We start from the raw sequence: 17,203 nt of genomic DNA on the forward strand, positions 1-17,203 counted from the left end.
AGGCGCACGAGTTCGCTGGTTCGGGTGGCAGGCGTCAAGATCATCTTCTATAGTCGCTCCGTCTAGGAGGGGAGGACAGGCGTGAGATCAGGGCGTCTTGCCGTGCTCGCCGTCATCCTCGTCGCGCTGGTCGCGGCCCCCTTCCCGCACTCGGCGACCGCCGACCCCGACAGCCAGACCAAGCTGCGCAAACTCACCAAACAGGCGGCCGCCCTCAACAAGCTCTACCGGGGCACGATCGAGAGCCTCGAAGACACGCGGCTGGCCGCCAAGAAGGCCACCGACACGGCCGCCAACCTCAAGGCGGCGCTCGCCAGGGCCGAGGTCGAGGTGAGCCAGATCGCGCAGACCACCTACATCCAGGGGCCGCTCGACGGCACCAGCCTGTTCGCCTCGCAAGGCGAGCCGTACCAGGTGCTGGGGCAGGCGGCGAACATGGCCTACCTGTCGGAGGAGCGCAGCTCCAAGCTCAACCGCGTCAAGGAGATGGTCGCCGACGCCAAGAAGGCGAAGAAGGCGGCCGACGACAAGATCGACGACCTCGAGCGCGACGTCAAGAAGATGCAGAGCAAGCGGCGCGACATCGAGAAGCTGCTGGCCAAGTACGGCATCCAGCAGCCCGGCAGCGCCAGCGGCCTCACCGCGCGCATGGTCTCGGTACGCGACGAGGTGATGCGCAACTTCCCGATGTTCTACGGCGTCGGCTGCCTTCGGGTCGGCGACCCCGGCGAGCACGGCAAGGGGCGGGCGTGCGACTTCATGATGAGCCCCGGCGGGAGCATGGCCTCGGGCGCCAACCTGGCCAGAGGTGACGCGCTGGCCCAGTGGCTGATCTCCAACGGGTCGCGGCTCGGGGTGATGTACATCATCTGGAAGCAGCGCTACTACGACATCCGCACCGGCGGCGGCTGGGACATGATGTCCGACCGTGGCGGCGTCACCGCCAACCACTGGGACCACGTGCACGTGTCGGTGTTCTGAGCCGCAGCCGGTCCGTTCGACGAAGAGGCCCCCGGGCAGAGGGCCGCCGACCCGCTACGGATGGGCGGGGTCGCCGCCTGCCGTACGGGACAGGTGGTCCTTCAGCCAGTGGTACGAGGCGCGTGGGGTGCGGCGGCCCGTGGGGAAGTCGACGTGGACCAGCCCGAAACGCTGGTGGTAGCCCTCGGCCCACTCGAAGTTGTCCAGCAGCGACCAGACGAAGTACCCCCGCACGTCGACGCCCTCGTCCTGGGTGGCACGCAGGGCGGCCAGGTGGCCGTCGAGGAAGGCGATGCGGGCCTGGTCGTCCTGTTCGGGGTAGGAGCAGCCGTTCTCCGTGATATAGATCGGCGGCAGCGCCGCGCCGTACCGGTCGCGCAGGCCCACCAGCAGTTCGCGCAGGCCGTCGGGGACCACCGGCCACCCGAAGGCGGTGGTGGGGTAGCCATTGACGCCGAGGTCGGTCCACGGCAGCGAGTCGTCGGTGGGGGCGCCGATCCGCGTGGGGTTGTAGTAGTTGATGCCCAGCCCGTCGAGCGGCGTGGAGATGATCTCCAGGTCGCCGTCGCGGACGCAGTCGAGGGTGACGCCGTAGGCGGACAGGTCGGGGTAGCGCCCCAGCAGGACGGGGTCGTTGAACAGGCGGTTGTGCAGCGCGTCGTAGGCGTCGCCCGCCGCGGCGTCCTCCGCCCACACGGGAGTGCAGTTGTTGGTGATCAGCACCTGCTCCGCGCCCGCCTCCCGCAGCGCCCGTACGGCCAGCCCGTGCCCGAGCAGCTGGTGGTGCGCCACGGGGAGCGCGTCCAGCATCAGCGCGTGACCCGGCGCGTGCAGGCCCATCGCGTAGCCGAACACCATGTGCACGAAGGGCTCGTTGAGCGTGATCCACATCTTCACCCGGTCCGCCAGCCGGTCGGCCACGACCGCGGCGTAGTCGGCGAAGCGGTAGGCGGTGTCCCTGTCCAGCCACCCGCCCCTGTCCTCCAGCGCCTGGGGCAGGTCCCAGTGGAACAGCGTGGGCACGGGGGTGATGCCGCGCTCGCCGAGCCCGTCCACGAGCCTGTCGTAGAAGTCGAGTCCCTTCGGGTTGACCCCTCCGGAGCCGTCGGGCTGGATCCTCGGCCACGCGATCGAGAACCTGTAGGCGTTGACGCCCAGGCCGCTCATCAGCTCGAGGTCCTCGGGCCAGCGATGGTAGTGGTCGCACGCCACGTCACCGGTGTGCCCGTCGCGGGTCCTGCCGGGCTGGTGGGCGAAGGTGTCCCAGATGGAGGCGCCGCGGCCGTCCTCGTGCGCGGCGCCCTCGATCTGGTAGGCGGCTGTGGCCGTACCCCAGAGGAACATAACCGGTGATATTAGGCGATCAAGGGGCGCGAGGTCGCCGAGTCGGCGGCGTGGATGGGCCAGGATGGGGGCATGACGAGTACCCTGCGCCGCCGTCCCTCCCAGCGCCGCAGCGCCGAACGGGTCGAGCGGATGCTCGACGAGTGCGCCTCTCTCCTGGACGAAGTGGGCTACGACGGGCTGACCACCAAGGAGGTCGCCCGCCGGGCCGAGGTCCCGATCGGCACCTTCTACCAGTTCTTCTCCGACAAGCAGGGCCTGGTCAGAGCGCTGGCCATGCGCAACCTCGACAGGTTCCTCACCCGCGTCACCGACCGGATCGCGCAGGCCGACCTCGCCCACTGGTCGGAGCTGTCAGACCTGGCGATCGACGAGTTCGTGGCGATGAAGCGCACCACGCCGGGTTTCGCCGTGGTCGACTTCGGCGAGGTGCTGCCCAGCCCCGGCGGCCCCGCGCTGCCCGGCACCAGCCACATGCTCGACGACGCGACGGAGAACAGTGCGGTCGTGGCCGATCGGCTGCGCGCCCTCGTCGTCGGCCTGTACGACAAACCCGAGGGCGAGCGGCTCGACCTGGCGCTGCGGGTCGCCGTCGAGGCGGCCGACGCGGTGCTCAAGCTGGCCTTCCGCGTGAACGCCGACGGCGACCCCGCGCTGATCGCCGAGTGCAAGCAACTGGTCCGCCGCTACCTCGCCGACCACCTCAGCGCGGCTCGTCCAACCGAGCCATGACCGCCTCCTCGCTCTCACTGCCGGTACGGCCAGTGTTCCAGAACGGGTAGTTGTTCGCCGTGTCGATCATCGTCCCGCCCGCCTCGGTGAACCTGTCGAGGAGAGCGAAGGTGTCCTGCGGGGTGACCCTGGTGCCGAAGTCGATGGTGCCGATCGCGAAGTCCATGGCCGAGACTGTGCGACCTGGAGCACGCTCCATGTCAAGCGGGTTGACCTGGAGTGCGCTCCAGGTGGGAGGATCGGCCCCGTGAGCGTCTACACCCCCGCTGAGGTGGTCGAGGAGACCGGCTTCAGCCTGGACACCCTTCGCTACTACGAGAAGATCGGCCTTCTGGCCCCCGTAGACCGCAACGCCGCGGGACAGCGCAGGTTCTCCGAGGAAGACCTCGGGTGGCTCGGCACGATCAGGTGCCTGCGCGACACGGGCATGCCGATCGCCCAGATGCTGCGCTTCGCCGAGCTGGTGCGCGCTGGGGACCACACCATCCCCGACAGGATCGCCCTCCTGGAGGAGCACGACACCAGGGTGCGCGGCCAGATCGACAACCTGATCGAGCGCCAGCGCTACATTCACAGCAAGATTTCCTACTACCGCAGCGTGCTCTAGCCCCCGCTTGGGGTTCCGGTTGCTAAACCGGGGGGTATGGCCGGACCCCGGGCGAGACGGATGAACATCCCGCTGCGTCGCGCGGCGATGCTGTACGCCGCGATGATGTTCGCGCTCCTCGCCAACATCACCTACATCCAGGGGTTCACGACGGCGCGGCTCAACGCCGACGCGCGGAACCAGCGCACGCTGATCTCCAGATTCGAGCACCCGCGCGGCAAGATCCTGACCCACGACGGGACGGTCATCGCCGCCAGCCGCAGGACGAAGCACGCCAGCTACACCTACCGGCGCACCTACCCGGACGGCAACCTCTACGCGACGGTCACCGGCCACTCCTCGCTCTACACCGCCACCGGCCTGGAGAAGGCCGAGGACGCCGCCCTCACCGGCAGGGATCCGAAGGTGCGGGTGCGCGCACTGGTGACCGACGGCATCAGCGAAGGCGCCGACGTACGGACCACCATCGAGGCGCGGGTGCAGCGGGCCGCCTACCAGGCCCTGGCCGCGACGGGACGGCGCGGCGCCGCCGTGGCGCTCGACCCTTCGACGGGGGCGATCCTGGCGATGGTCTCCTACCCGTCCTACGACCCCAACCTCTACACCACCTTCCGCGCCGCCAAGTTGACGGAGATCGACGCGCTCTTCCACGCCGATCCGGGCCGGCCGCTGCTCAACAGGGTGCTCAACCAGACCTATCCGCCGGCCTCCACCTTCAAGGTCGTCACCAGCGCCGCCGCCCTGAACTCCGGCGCGTACGCGTCGGCCTCGGCCGTGGACGCGCCCGCCAGGCTGCTGCTGCCGGGCACCTCGACGTATCTGCGCAACGCGGGCGACGAGTCGTGCGGGAACGGGCGCCCGCCGCTGGCCTACGCCTTCCAGGTCTCCTGCAACACCGCCTTCGCCGCCATGGGCCTCGACATGGGGCAGGACACGCTGCGCCAGCAGGCGGAGGCGTTCGGGTTCAACGACGACACGCTGACCGTGCCGATGCCGGTGTCCATGAGCGTCTACCCGAGCGGCCTCGACCAGGCGCAGACCGCGATGTCGGCGATCGGGCAGTTCAACGACAGGGCCACTCCGCTCCAGATCGCCATGCTGTCGGCGGCGGTCGCGAACGGCGGCGCGCTGATGCGGCCCTATCTGGTGGAGGAGGTGCGGCTGCCCGACGGCTCGGTCATCGACACGGCCGAGCCGTCCCAGTGGCGCTCGGCCATGAACCCGCGCGAGGCCGCCCAGCTCGCCACCATGATGGTGGAGGTCACCGAGGAGGGCGGCACGGGTACGGCGGCCGCCCTGCCGGGCGTGGTGGTGGCGGCCAAGACGGGCACGGCGGAGAACCTGCGGGGCGCTGAGGATCACGCGCTGCTGACGGCCTTCGCGCCCGCCGACAGCCCGCAGGTGGCGGTGGGCGTGGTCGTCGAACGGGCCGGCTTCGGCGGCGACGTGGCCGCCCCCATCGCCCGCGAGATCATGCGGGCCGTCCTCACCTGATCCCCGTCGGGCGGCCCGGCCGGGTCAGCGGTAGGCCTGGGCCTGGAGGTTGTAGAGGTCGGCGTAGAGCCCCTCCTCCGCCATCAGGTGGTCGTGGGTGCCCTCCTCCACCACCTTGCCGTGGTCGAGCACGTAGATCCGGTCGGCGTACCGCACGCTCGCCAGCCGGTGCGTGATCAGCAGCACGGTCCGCCCGTCGGAGTGCCGGCGGATGCGCTCGAACAGGGCGTGCTCGGCCCTGGCGTCGAGCGCGGCCGTGGGCTCGTCGCAGATCAGCAGCGGCGCGTCCCGGTGGAAGCCGCGCGCCACCGCGATGCGCTGCCACTGGCCGCCGGACAGCTCCTGACCGTCCTTGAAACGCCGGTCGAGCAGCGTGCTGTAGCCGTACGGCAGCTCGGCGATCACCTCGTCGGCCCCCGCGACCTCGGCCGCGGCGACCAGCGCGGGCTCTCCCTTGTCGGTGCCCATCGTGATGTTGTAGCGGGCCGTCAGCGGCCACCTGGTGTGGTCCTGCGCGATGACCGCGGTGGCCAGGCGCAGCTCCTCGGGCGCCACCTCGCGCACGTCGAGCCCGTCCCAGCTGACCGTGCCCCCGTCGGGCTCGTAGAGGCCGGACAGGATCTTGGCGAGTGTGGTCTTGCCCGAGCCGTTCTCGCCGACGAACGCGATGACCTCGCCCTTGCCCACCGTGACGGACACGCCGCGCAGCGCGGGGTTGTCCGAGCCCGGATAGCTGAAGGTCACGTCGTCGGCCCTGATCTCCTCGAACGACCTCGGCGCGGGCGTGGGCCTGGGGTCGGCGATCCGCCGCTCGGCGTCGGCGCAGAAGTCGAGGAAGTCGGTGAAGTAGAGGCCCTCCTCGTAGAGGCGGTTGGTGGCGTACATCAGGTTGCTCAGCGACATCTGCCCCTGCCTGATCGCGAGGACGGCGGTGCCCGCCACCGCCAGCGGCAGCGCGCCGAAGGCCAGCAGCAGGCCGAGCGCGAGGTAGACCAGGCCGGTGCCGATGCCGCCCAGCGCCTCGCCGACGATCCTGGCCAGCGTCTGCCGCTTGGCCAGCCGTAGCAGGACCTCCTGCTCGGCCCTGGCCACCGCGTCGTACATCCGCAGCAGGAAGCCGCGCATGGTGAAGGAGCGCACCTCGGCGGCGGGCGAGCGGTCGGCCAGCAGCTCGGCGATGATCCACTTACGCCTGCGGGCGGGGATCAGGGAGTACATGTACGAGTAGCGCATCCTGGCCGAGCGCACCGCCGCCCACGCGTCGGGCAGCACGGCCAGGATCAGCAGCGGCAGCAGCGACGGATGCAGGATGCCCAGCACGCCCGCCACGGCCGCGATGCCGATGAAGGCGGTCATCACGTCGATCGCCGTCATCACCACCACGTCGGCCATGGCGACGCCGCGCACCCTGGCACGTTCCATCGCGTCGTGGAAGTCGGGGTCGTCGTAGGCCACCAGCGGAACCCTGCTGGTCAGGCCGTACAGCCGCTCTTCGGTGAGTCTGGAGACCTGCGGGTCGAGCCTGGACTGCGCCCAGCCGGCGGCCGCCTGCGTGACCGTGCGCAGCGCGGCGGCGCCCGCCACCAGCGCGAGACTGGGCAGCGCCGCCTGAACCCGTTCGGGCGTGGGGCCCTCGCGGAACAGCGCTTCGAGGACGCCGGTGGTGGCCAGCAGCCCGAAGGCGGTGAAGACGCCGCCCGCCAGGTTGAAGCCGACGGTGGCCGCGGTGTCGCGGGGGCTGGCCCGCCACGCCATCCGCATCGCCTGACCCACCAGAGCGGGCAGTCGCCGGGCGATGGTGAGGAAGCCGACCTCCGCCATCTTGTCGGTGTGGGCGTGCCAGTCGGAGAAGGAGATCTCGCCTAGTTCGAGGGGCTCGTCCGCCATACCCAGGAGTGTGACCGGCGCCACCGACAATTTCCTCCGGCCGGCGTCCGCGGGAGCCGTGCACCTGGTGGAGCCTGCCGCGTACACACGTGGCCGTTCCGATCACGCGACACGCCCGTGCGGGGACCTGCTCTCTACACATCCTTGACCCGCGGCGGATACATGCCCGAATGGCCATCTCGGCGCATGTGCGGGAAGCCCGCTCGGCCTAGCGTTGCGTCTGTGATCGACCGGCGGCGCACGCCTCGAACCCGGTGCTCCGGGTGCCCACACGCGTGGCGAGCGCAGCCGGTCGATCCACCCGGGACGTCGCGTTCGCAGATGGGCCTGGCCTCCTCGGAGGGGTGGGGGTCGTGGTCCGGCGGACGCGACAGCGGGCTCGAGCCGCGCAGGGCTCGAGCCCGCCCAGGCCTCAAGGACGGTCCTTGCATACACATCGCCATACATACCTCGGGGGACGCGGCGCCCTTGGCCTGCAGCCGGCACCCCCTTCACCGGGCGCCGTGACGTGCGGGGTCTTCGCCACCGCCTACGAACGCGGCGACCGTCCCGCGCTGATCGACCTGTGCGCCGGCCTCTTGTACGGCTACCGCAGGCTCGTCACCGAGGTGACCGCGGCCGCCTCGGGCCTGATCCGCAGGGGCGCCAGACCCGGCCAGGTGGTGGGCGTCCACGTCGACACCGTCGCGGCGCAGACGCTGGCCGTCCACACGGTGATCGCGGCAGGCGGGGCGGCCGCGCCGCTCGATCCGGCCCTGCCCGTCGCGCGGCTCGCCGAAAGGCTGTCGGACTGCGACGCGCGCATGGTGATCACGACTCCACGCCTGGCCGAGTCGGCGGTGAGGGCGGCGGACGAGTCCAGGGTGCGGCAGGTGATCGCGTTCGGCGACGCGCTCGGCACCGTCGACTTCGCGCGGCTCTCGCGGCTGGGCCCTGCGCCGCTGCCGTCGCTCGACCCCGCGACGCGGCCCGCGCTGCTGCCGGCCGACGGCAGCGCGCTCACCCACCACGACCTGCTCCGCGCGATGGGCGATCTGGACCGAGGCGTCGCCCTCACGGATGCGGACGTGCTGCTGGTGACCTGGCCGCCTGAAGGCAGCGGAGACCTGGTGGCGCTGGTCGGCCTCGCGGTGAGCAGGGGCGCCCTGGTGGTCGCCGCCCACGGCCTCGCGCCCGCGAACCTGGCCGGGACGCTGCACGACTTCGGCGTGACGGTGACGGCACTGGCGGGCGAGGGCGTGGAGCGACCGGGAAGAGAGCGCTCCCCGAATATGCCGACCTGTTACCCGCACATGCCTTGACGTCGCGGAGTGCGAAGTGGGTTGATTGCCCTACTGACAACGTTGTCACCGACCGTGGGTGAAGGAGCGGTGTGCGATGAGACGACGGTGGTTGGCGGCGATCACCATGGCGGCCATGCTCGGGCTGACGGCCTGCGGCGGCGGAGGCGGCACTGCGGCTCCGTCGGGTCAGGCCCCCAGCGCGGGTGGGGACGCCAAGAAGCAGGTGGAGGTCTTCTCCTGGTGGACCGGGCCAGGTGAGGCCGACGGCCTGAAGGCCATGAAGGAGATCTTCGAGAAGCAGAACCCCGGCCTCACCTTCTTCGACGCCGCGGTCGCGGGCGGCTCCGGCGACAAGGCCAAGGCGCTGCTGCAGTCCAAGCTCCAGGCCGACACCCCGCCCGACACCTTCCAGGGTCACGCGGGGGCGGAGCTGCAGGGCTACATCAAGTCGGGCGACCTGGAGGACCTGACCTTCCTCTACGACGAGCTCAAGCTCAAGGACGTCTTCCCCGCGCAGTTGGTCGAGCAGATCAGCTACGAGGGCAAGATCTACTCGGTGCCCGTCAACATCCACAGGTCGAACATCCTCTGGTTCAACCCGAGCGTCCTGAAGGAGGCCGGAGTCGCGGGCGCGCCCAAGACGATCGAGGAGTTCATCGCGGCCCTGGAGAAGGTCAAGGCCAAGGGCAAGATCCCGCTGTCCATCGGCTCGGAGTGGACCGTCACCCACCTGATGGAGAGCGTGCTGCTCGGCTCGCTGGGCACCGACGGCTACAACGCGCTGTTCAAGCCGGGCGCCAACTGGGGCTCGCCGGAGGTCACCAAGGCGCTGGAGAACTTCAAGACGATCCTGTCGTACGCGGGCGACCCGCAGGACGACTGGCAGCCGGCCGCCGCGCAGGTGGCGGAGGGCAAGGCCGCCTTCAACATCATGGGCGACTGGGCCTACGGCTACTTCCACAACCCGCCGGAGGGCGGCCTCGGCAAGAAGTCGAAGACCGACTTCGACTGGGCGGCCGCGCCCGGCACCGAGGGCACCTACCTGTGGCTGTCCGACAGCTTCACCCTGCCGAAGGGCGCCAAGAACAGGGACGGCGCGGTGGCGTGGCTGAAGGTGGCGGCGAGCAAGGAGGGGCAGGACGCCTTCAACCCGAAGAAGGGCTCCATTCCGGCTCGCAAGGACGCCGACGCCTCGCTCTACACCGACTACCTCGCCGACGCGCTGAAGGACTGGTCCTCCGACAAGCTGGCCGGATCCATCCAGCACGGCGTGGCCGTCAACCAGCCGTGGCTGGCCTCCATCAACGAGGCGGTGGGCCTGTTCATCGGCAGCAAGGACGTGGCCGCGCTGCAGAAGGGCCTCGTTGACGCCGCGGCGGCCAACGCCCAGTGAGGCCGGCACAGTGATGGCTAGGAGAGGCGGGCCCGCCCTGCGGCGGGCCCGCGCCTGGTTGCCGGGCCTGCTGCTGGTGGCCCCTTCGATCATCCTGATCGGCGTGTTCGTGTACGGCATGCTCGGCTGGAACTTCAGCCTGGCCATGACCGACAAGCACGACGAGGTCTCGGAGGGCTCGTTCGTCGGCCTGCGCAACCTCATCGACATCTGGGACCTGCCCCGATGGCACCTGTCGGTCAACCACGCGATCCTGTTCACCGTCGTGTTCGTGGGCGGGGCGCTGCTGCTCGGCTGGTTCCTCGCCTTCCTGATGGAGAAGGGGATCAAGGGCGAGGGCACGTTCAGGGCGATCTACCTGTTCCCCATGGCGATCTCGTTCGTGGCGACCGGCATCGTGTGGCGCTGGCTGATGAACTCGGGTCAGGGCGAGCGGGCGGTCGGGCTCAACCGGCTGTTCGACGTGATCGGCCTGCCCCAGTGGGCCTGGTTCAGGGACCAGGACTGGGGCATGGCCGCCATGGCCCTTCCGGCAATCTGGCAAATGTCCGGATATGTCATGGCGCTCTTCCTGGCGGGGTTCCGCGGGGTACCCGAGGAACTGCGGGAGGCCGCTCGGGTGGACGGATGCACCGAGTGGGGCGTCTACCGGCACATCGTGCTGCCGCTGCTGCGCCCGGTGACGCTGTCCGCGCTGATCATCCTCGGGCACATCTCGCTGAAGACCTTCGACCTGGTCATGGCCGTGTCGGGCAAGCAGATCATCACCGACGTGCCCGCCGTGTTCATGTGGGTGGCCGTCTTCGACTCCCACGATCCGGCCAAGGGCGCGACCATCGCCTCCTACATCGTGCTCAGCGTGGCGATCTTCGTGATTCCGTATCTGATCTGGTCGGTCCGCAAGGAGAGGCGCTCGTGATCCTCCGCCGTGGGTTGCTGATCGTCTTCGCGGTCATCTTCCTGATCCCGATCTACGTGCTGCTGGTCACCAGCTTCAAGCCGCTCACCGAGGCCAACCCCGCACAGGCGTGGAACCTGCCGCAGGTCTGGACGTTCGAGGCGTGGCGGGTGGCGTGGGAGAAGCTCGCGCCCGGCATCTGGAACAGCGTCCTGCTGGCGGTGCCGGGATCGCTGCTGTCGTGCGCGCTCGGCTCCATGAACGGCTACGTGCTGTCGAAATGGCGCTTTCCGGGAGCGGACGTGCTGTTCACTCTGTTCCTGTTCGGGATGTTCATCCCCTACCAGGGCGTGATGATCCCGCTGGTCCAGCTCATGGTGAACCTCGGCATCTACGGCGGGATCCCGGGGCTCGTGCTCGCGCACGTCGTCTACGGCATCCCGATCTGCACGCTGATCTTCCGCAACTACTACGTGACGATCCCCGACGAGCTGATCGAGGCGTCACGCGTGGACGGCGCGGGCATGCTGCGGACCTTCTGGTCGGTGGTGCTGCCCGTGTCCGGTCCCGCGGTCGCCGTGGTGATCATCTGGCAGTTCACCTCGCTGTGGAACGACTTCCTGTTCGCCGTCTTCCTCACCGGGCCGACGAGCTGGCCGACCACCGTCATGCTGAACAACATCGCGGGCGCGCAGGCCACGCCGTACAGCCAGCAGATGGCCGCGGCGCTGCTGGCCTCGATCCCGACGATGCTGATCTACCTGCTGCTCGGGCGGTTCTTCATGCGCGGGCTGATGGCGGGCGCGCTCAAGGGGTGAGCTCTCCCGAGACCAGCGCGTCGCCCAGCGGGGTGCGCGAGTAGACCACGCCGCGGCCCGCGCGGGCGCCGGTGATGAGACCGGCCCCGCGCAGGGCCGCGACGTGTTCGCCTACCGTGCCGAGCGCCTGCCCCATCACGGCCGCCAGCTGCGTCGTGGTGGCGGGCGTGGCCAGCTCGGCCAGGACGCGGGCGCGGGTGCGGCCCATCAGCCGCATCAACCCCTCCAGCCGCGCGCCCCCTCCCGCCTGCGTCGCGCCGACACCGCGAGCCGGATAGACCAGCGCGTACGGCCAGGCGTCGTCGAGGTAGACGCCCACCCGCGAGCCGAACACCGACGGCATGAACAGCAGGCCCCTGCCGTTGAGATCGCGTTTGACGAAGTCGCTCGCGAGGTCGCAGTCGAGGCCGCCGTCGCGCCAGCGGACCTGCGCGCTGAGATCGTCGAGCGCCGCCGCCCACCCGAACGTCGCCAGCCTGCCCGCCCTCCACACCACGTCACGCTCCATCACGGCGTGGAAGCGCGGCCACTCGGACGCGATGATCTCCTGCCACACCGCTTCGAGGGCGTCGGCGACCAGCCGTACGACCTTGGGGCCTTCGAGCGCCGCCCTCAGCTCGCGCGGAACGGTCAGCTGGGCGATCTCCTCGTGGGCGCGGTCCAGCGGGGTGGCCCTGAGCGCGGCCAGCTCCTTGTCGAACGGCACGCTCACGCCGGTGGGCGGGGGAGCGACGAAGTCCACGTTCCCCGATCCCCGATGGCCCGAGATCGCCTGGATCAGCGCCAGTCCGGGCCGGCCGAGCCGCCGGTACGGCTCCCGCCACCGCGCGGCCCATGCCTGCAGCGGGCCCGCGTTCACCCTGCCCTCGAGCACCCAGGTCGCGTGGACGGTCTCGATGAGGGGCGAGATGGCGAAGCGGCTGGCGGCGATGTCCTCCGGGCTGACCTCGATCCTGATCACCTTTCGGATATTCCCGAAAATGTCGCCTCATGTCGGGGCGTTCTCGAAGGTTGGCGCATGGAATCCAGCATGGATCAGGCGACCTTTCGCGACGTGTTCAGGGTCAGGGAGTTCAGGGTGCTGTTCGGCAGCTTCGCGCTGCTGGTCGGGGGCGACGGGGTCAAGATGCTGGCCCTGTCGGTCCTGGTCTTCGAGCGGACGGGCTCGCCGGGACTGTCCGCCGCCGCCTACATGGCGGGCTGGCTGCCCTACCTCGTCGGCGGGATGTTCCTGCTGTCACTGGCAGACAGGCTGCCGCCGCGCGGCCTGATGGTGGCGGGGGAGCTGGTCAGGCTCGTGGTGTGCCTGCTGCTGGCCTACGCGGGCCTGCCGGTGTGGGCCATGCTCGCGCTGATCCTGGTCAGCGGGCTCGGCCAGCCGGTGTTCGGGGCGGCACGCAACGCCATGCTCCCTGACGTGCTGCCGGGCGACGCCTTCGTGCTGGGGCGGTCGCTGATGGGGATGACCAGCGCGGGCGCGCAGATCGGCGGGCTGTCTCTGGGCGGCGGGATCCTCGCCGTGGCGGGGCCCGAGGGGGCGCTGGCGGTCACGGCGGGCATCTCGGCGGTGGCGGCGCTCGTGCTCAGGTACGGCCTGCCGGACACCCCGGCTCGGGGCGGGGCCGGGCGCGGCACGGTGCGCACGACGCTGCGGGTGAACAAGGTCCTGCTGGGATCGCCCGGCGTGCGGGGGCTGCTGCTGGCGATGTGGGTGCCGCCGATGTGCCTGGCGGGGGCCGAGGCGATGGTCGTGCCGTACCTCACCTCGGCGGGGAGCGCGACCGGAGCGGGGCTCGCGCTGGCCGCGGCGGCGGTGGGGATGGCGGCGGGGGAGTTCGCCGTGGGCCGCTTCGCCGCGCCCGCGCTGCGGGAGCGGCTGTCGTTCCCGCTGGCGGCGGTGATGGGGGTGCCGTGGCTGTTCTTCGTGGCCGAGCCGGGACTGCCGGTCACCGCGGTGCTCGCGGCGCTGTCGGCGGGGTGCCTGGCCTACCAGCTGGGGTTGCAGCGCCGCTTCCTGGAGGCGGTGCCCGAAGCGGTCAGGGGCCAGGCGTACGGCCTGCAGTCGGCGGGGCTGATGACCGGCCAGGCGGTGGGGGCGGCGATGATCGGCGGAGTGGCGGAGCTGGCGGGCTCAGGCCCCGCGATGGCGGCCTCCGGGGCGGTCGGCATCCTCGCCGCCCTCGCCCTCGCCCGCGCCCTGACCCCCGCCCGGGACCCCAGGGGGCTCAGCTGATCGAGGGTCCGATCTCGCCCGACCCGCGCGCGATCAGGCGCACCGGTTGCATGATCCGCTCGACCGGCCCCGCGTCCCCCGCGATCCTCCTGAACAGCAGCTCCGCCGCCACCCTCCCCAGCCCCGCCGGATCCTGCGCCACCACGCTCACCCCTGGGGTGAGCAGATCCGCCAGCTCGAAGTCGTCGAACCCGATCAACGCGATCCGCCGCCCGCCCAGCGCCCGCAGCGCCGTGACCGTGCACCGGCCGTTGCCCGTGAACAGCGCGGTGGGCGGGTCGTCCATCCCCGTCAACCGGTCCAGAACCCCCCGCATCCCCTCGAGCGTCGGCTGGGCCATCGAGATCAGCCGCTCGTCCACCAGATCGCCGAGCGCCTCCCTGTACCCGCGCTCCCGCTCGGCCGCCGTGAAGATCCCCGGGCTGTCACCCAGGAAGGCCACGCGCCGGTGCCCGTGCGCGAGCAGGTGCTCCACGGCCAGCCGCGCCCCGCCCGCGTTGTCGCACAGCACCGTGTCGACGTCGAGCTCCGGTCCCGCCGGCCGGTCCACGAAGACGGCGGGCGTGCCGGCGTCCAGCTCGGCCCGCAGGTAGGAGTGGTCCCTCCCGGCGGGCACCACGATGAGGCCGTCGACCCTGCGCGTGCAGAAGGTGAGCACCAGCTCCTTCTCCCTGGACGGCTCCTCGCCCGAGGAGCCGCTGAGCACCAGGGAGCCGTGCTTGATCGCGACCTCCTCGACGGCTCTGCTCACCCCCGAGTAGAAGGGGTCGCCGACGTCCTCGATGACCAGGCCGATGCTCGACGTCCTGCCCTGGCGCAGCACCCTGGCGCTCTCGTTGCGGCTGTAGCCGAGGCGCTCGATCGCCGTGCGCACCCGTTCGGCGGTGGCGGCGTTCACACCCGGCTCGTCGTTCACGACCCGGGAGACGGTCTTGAGCGCGACCCCCGCCGCCGCCGCGACATCCTTCATCGTCGGTCTCACACGAGGATCATTTCCCATGCGCGCCGGCTTGACAACGTTGTCAGGCCGGCAGGCCCGTCAGCACGTATGCGATCTTCCGCTCTTCGGGGGCGGTCGCTCGGCTGGTGAGGGCGGCATGACAGAGTGGGGGCCGCTATGTCGCTGAGATCCGCCCTCCTCGTCGCCGGGCTCGTGCTGGCCGCGCTCAACATGCGACCCGCCATCGCGGGCGTCTCGCCCCTCCTCGACCAGATCATGACCGACGTGGGCCTCACGCCCGCCGGCGGTGGCGCGATCACCACCGTCATGGTCGTCTGCCTCGGCCTGTTCGGCCCCGTGGCCCCGCTGCTGGCCCGCAGGATCGGGCTGGACCGCACGCTGCTGGTCGCCCTGCTCATCCTGGCCGCGGGCGTGGTGGTCCGCAGCCTGGACGGTGCGCCCGCCCTCTACACGGGCGCGGCCGTCGCGGGCACCGCCATCGCGATCATGAACGTGATCATGCCGGGCGTGGTCAAACAGCACTTCCCGACGAAGGCGGGCGTGCTCACGTCCATCTACGTCTCCGCCCTGGTCGGCGGCGCCGCGGCCGCCTCCGCGCTGATGATCCCGCTCGAACGCCTCACGGGGTACGGCTGGCGCGGCGTCTCCGCCCTGGTCGCGCTGCCCGCCGTGGCCGCCGCGCTGCTCTGGCTGCCTCAGGCGTTCGGCAGGCAGGTGGCGCCCGCCAACGGCCCGCGGCCGTTCGCGGCGCTGATGAGGAGCCCGCTGACCTGGAAGCTGACCGCGTTCATGGGCATCCAGTCGCTGACGTTCTACGTGATGCTCGCCTGGCTTCCGACGATCTTCCTGGAGGCGGGCATCCCGGCCGAGCACGCGGGCTTCCTGCTGGCCATCTCGAACCTCTCCCAGGTCGCCGCCACGCTGGCCGTTCCCGTCCACGCCGAGCGGAAGAAGTCGCAGGCAGGGCACGTGGCCGCCGCCGCGCTGCTGACCATCGTGGGTTACGTGGGCGTGCTGCTCGCCCCCACCACCGTGCCGTGGCTGTGGATGATCGTGCTCGGCGTCGGCCAGGGCGCGTCGCTGGCGCTGGCGCTGCTCATCATCACGTTGCGCGCCCCCGACCCCTCGTCGGTGACCGCGCTGTCGGCCGTGGCCCAGTCGGTCGGCTACGTGCTGGCCGCGCTCGGCCCGCTGCTGATCGGGATCCTCAGGCAGGTGTCGGGAGGGTGGACGCTGCCGTTGCTCGCCGGTCTGGTGGCGTGCGTGGTTCAGCTGGTCGTGGGCGTACGGGCGGGGCGTCCTCTGCTATCTTAGGTAAGGCTAACCTTTTCTCGAGAAGGGCTTTGCCGTGCCGCTCGCGGAGCTGACCGGAGTGCTGGAGCGCGTCGCCGCCGAGCGGGGCGGGGTGCTCGGCGTCGAACCACGTCTGGTGGTCGAGCCCGACGAGTCGTGGACGCCGCTCGGCGAGCTCACGCGGGAGCCGTACACGCTTTTGAGTTCGCTGATCGACCAGACCGCCGGTCTGTACAACGCGCCCCGGCACGTGGGGGCGGCGCTGCTGTGGAAGACGCTCGGCTACTGGCTCACGTTCCCTATGGCCGTCGGCTGGGCGCTCAACAGGCAGGCGCCCGTCATGCGGCACGAGGACATCTACTTCAAGCGGTCCGACGCGGGGGTGACCATCGCGGCCACCTCGGTGTCGGTCGCCGACAGCGCGGAAGCGATCCGCGCTGCCCTGCTGCAGGCACACGAGCCGCTGGTCAACGCGATCAGTGGGCAGGCGAGGGTGGGCAGGCGGACGCTGTGGGGCTCCACGGCCGAGGCGTTCGCGCATCCGATGACCGTGGTGGTCAAGGCCGACTACATGGGCCTGCTGCGCGAGGTGGGGCGGCCCGTCGACGGCCTGCTCGAACAGACCGCCGACGGCTACCGGCGCAGGACCTGCTGCCTGTGGGTCACGCTCCCCGAGGCCGAGGCCTGCACGACCTGCTGCGTGCTGCGGGAGTCGTGCGCGGCCTGAGCTCAGGCCACCTCTTCCATGGCTGCGGCGTCGGCCATGGGCTCGGGGTCGATGGGGCGCAGTTCGTCGGCGTAGCTCACCGAGACGCGGCGCATCAGGCCCGTGTCGTCGATGGAGTACTGCCCGAGCCGCCACAGCGGCGGCGAGTAGGCGTGGATGGACACGCTCTTGTCCACCGCGCCCGTCAGCCGGTGGATGTGGTCGGGTCCGAAGTGGAACGACTGTCCCTCGGCGACGACGGTCTCCAGGTGCTCGCCGCCGATGCGCGGGTTGCACTCCAGCAGCGCGCCCTGCACCACGTGCACCGCTCCGGAGGAGATGTCGTGGTCGTGCCAGCCCGTGTCATCCTCGGGACGCCAGCAGAGCAGCCACACATCGACATAGGCGTCGCGGTAGAGCGAGGCGTAGTGCCGGCCGCCGTCGGCCGGGAACTCCACCTGGTCCTGCCACTGGGCAGGATTCGCGGCCAGGTCGTCGACCAGCTCGCGTAGTTCCCGCCGGTCGAGTGCGCGGGCGGGAAGGTTGGTGCTCACGTGCGTTTACTCCTTTCGT

Annotated in this window: 17 protein-coding genes; 11 read left to right on the forward strand and 6 right to left on the reverse strand. The window is 70.7% G+C overall.

Going from position 1 to position 17,203, the window contains the following annotated elements:
- Positions 1 to 81: 81 nt before the first annotated feature.
- On the forward strand, positions 82 to 981 hold the full coding sequence (locus AB0B45_RS06975) for a hypothetical protein (protein ID WP_358126556.1): 900 nt from the start codon (positions 82 to 84) through the stop codon (positions 979 to 981).
- A gap of 54 nt (positions 982 to 1,035) precedes the next feature.
- Here the strand turns inward: AB0B45_RS06975 and AB0B45_RS06980 are convergent, their stop codons facing one another.
- A complete protein-coding gene (locus AB0B45_RS06980; RefSeq protein WP_358126559.1) occupies positions 1,036 to 2,325 on the reverse strand; it encodes a GH1 family beta-glucosidase in 1,290 nt (429 codons plus the stop codon).
- A gap of 72 nt (positions 2,326 to 2,397) precedes the next feature.
- Between AB0B45_RS06980 and AB0B45_RS06985 the strand changes: the two genes are divergently transcribed.
- The gene (locus AB0B45_RS06985) at positions 2,398 to 3,057 is read left to right on the forward strand and encodes a TetR family transcriptional regulator (protein ID WP_358126562.1); all 660 of its coding nucleotides are present in this window, start codon (positions 2,398 to 2,400) and stop codon (positions 3,055 to 3,057) included.
- Here AB0B45_RS06985 and AB0B45_RS06990 read toward each other — a convergent pair.
- On the reverse strand, positions 3,029 to 3,223 hold the full coding sequence (locus AB0B45_RS06990) for an aldo/keto reductase (protein WP_358126565.1): 195 nt from the start codon (positions 3,221 to 3,223) through the stop codon (positions 3,029 to 3,031). The two genes, AB0B45_RS06985 and AB0B45_RS06990, sit on opposite strands and share 29 nt — an antisense overlap.
- Positions 3,224 to 3,304: 81 nt before the next feature.
- Between AB0B45_RS06990 and AB0B45_RS06995 the strand changes: the two genes are divergently transcribed.
- Both AB0B45_RS06995 and AB0B45_RS07000 read left to right on the forward strand, forming a co-directional pair.
- On the forward strand, positions 3,305 to 3,664 hold the full coding sequence (locus AB0B45_RS06995) for a MerR family transcriptional regulator (protein ID WP_358126568.1): 360 nt from the start codon (positions 3,305 to 3,307) through the stop codon (positions 3,662 to 3,664).
- Positions 3,665 to 3,724: 60 nt separating this feature from the next.
- A complete protein-coding gene (locus AB0B45_RS07000) occupies positions 3,725 to 5,158 on the forward strand; it encodes a penicillin-binding protein 2 (RefSeq protein ID WP_358126571.1) in 1,434 nt (477 codons plus the stop codon).
- Positions 5,159 to 5,182: 24 nt separating this feature from the next.
- Here the strand turns inward: AB0B45_RS07000 and AB0B45_RS07005 are convergent, their stop codons facing one another.
- Positions 5,183 to 7,045 (reverse strand): ABC transporter ATP-binding protein, encoded by a 1,863-nt coding sequence (locus tag AB0B45_RS07005; RefSeq protein WP_358126573.1) that lies wholly within the window; start codon positions 7,043 to 7,045, stop codon positions 5,183 to 5,185.
- 503 nt (positions 7,046 to 7,548) lie between these two features.
- Here AB0B45_RS07005 and AB0B45_RS07010 point away from each other — a divergent pair.
- From AB0B45_RS07010 to AB0B45_RS07025, 4 genes are all read left to right on the forward strand, one after another.
- Positions 7,549 to 8,346, forward strand: a complete 798-nt coding sequence (locus AB0B45_RS07010; RefSeq protein WP_358126575.1) for an AMP-binding protein — start codon at positions 7,549 to 7,551, stop codon at positions 8,344 to 8,346.
- A gap of 76 nt (positions 8,347 to 8,422) precedes the next feature.
- Positions 8,423 to 9,721 (forward strand): extracellular solute-binding protein, encoded by a 1,299-nt coding sequence (locus tag AB0B45_RS07015; protein ID WP_358126578.1) that lies wholly within the window; start codon positions 8,423 to 8,425, stop codon positions 9,719 to 9,721.
- A gap of 13 nt (positions 9,722 to 9,734) precedes the next feature.
- On the forward strand, positions 9,735 to 10,640 hold the full coding sequence (locus AB0B45_RS07020) for a sugar ABC transporter permease (protein ID WP_358126581.1): 906 nt from the start codon (positions 9,735 to 9,737) through the stop codon (positions 10,638 to 10,640).
- Positions 10,640 to 11,437 (forward strand): carbohydrate ABC transporter permease, encoded by a 798-nt coding sequence (locus tag AB0B45_RS07025; RefSeq protein WP_358127555.1) that lies wholly within the window; start codon positions 10,640 to 10,642, stop codon positions 11,435 to 11,437. The genes AB0B45_RS07020 and AB0B45_RS07025 overlap by 1 nt, the downstream gene beginning before the upstream one ends.
- On the opposite strand, the gene AB0B45_RS07030 is transcribed toward AB0B45_RS07025, so the two are convergent.
- On the reverse strand, positions 11,427 to 12,398 hold the full coding sequence (locus AB0B45_RS07030; protein ID WP_358126583.1) for a winged helix-turn-helix domain-containing protein: 972 nt from the start codon (positions 12,396 to 12,398) through the stop codon (positions 11,427 to 11,429). The two genes, AB0B45_RS07025 and AB0B45_RS07030, sit on opposite strands and share 11 nt — an antisense overlap.
- A 57-nt stretch (positions 12,399 to 12,455) precedes the next feature.
- Between AB0B45_RS07030 and AB0B45_RS07035 the strand changes: the two genes are divergently transcribed.
- A complete protein-coding gene (locus AB0B45_RS07035; protein WP_358126585.1) occupies positions 12,456 to 13,670 on the forward strand; it encodes an MFS transporter in 1,215 nt (404 codons plus the stop codon).
- Here the strand turns inward: AB0B45_RS07035 and AB0B45_RS07040 are convergent.
- Positions 13,663 to 14,652 carry a LacI family DNA-binding transcriptional regulator gene (locus AB0B45_RS07040; protein WP_358126588.1) on the reverse strand — a complete coding sequence of 330 codons (990 nt, stop codon included), beginning with the start codon at positions 14,650 to 14,652 and terminating at the stop codon, positions 13,663 to 13,665. The two genes, AB0B45_RS07035 and AB0B45_RS07040, sit on opposite strands and share 8 nt — an antisense overlap.
- Positions 14,653 to 14,787: 135 nt before the next feature.
- Between AB0B45_RS07040 and AB0B45_RS07045 the strand changes: the two genes are divergently transcribed.
- Entirely contained in the window at positions 14,788 to 15,945 is a 1,158-nt protein-coding gene (locus AB0B45_RS07045) for an MFS transporter (RefSeq protein ID WP_358126591.1), read from the forward strand.
- Positions 15,946 to 15,979: 34 nt separating this feature from the next.
- Entirely contained in the window at positions 15,980 to 16,651 is a 672-nt protein-coding gene (locus AB0B45_RS07050; protein ID WP_358126594.1) for a (2Fe-2S)-binding protein, read from the forward strand.
- Positions 16,652 to 16,653: 2 nt separating this feature from the next.
- Here the strand turns inward: AB0B45_RS07050 and AB0B45_RS07055 are convergent, their stop codons facing one another.
- Entirely contained in the window at positions 16,654 to 17,184 is a 531-nt protein-coding gene (locus AB0B45_RS07055; protein WP_358126597.1) for a cysteine dioxygenase family protein, read from the reverse strand.
- Positions 17,185 to 17,203 lie beyond the last annotated feature (19 nt).

Source organism: Nonomuraea sp. NPDC049152, assembly GCF_040648355.1.
GTDB lineage: Bacteria > Actinomycetota > Actinomycetes > Streptosporangiales > Streptosporangiaceae > Nonomuraea.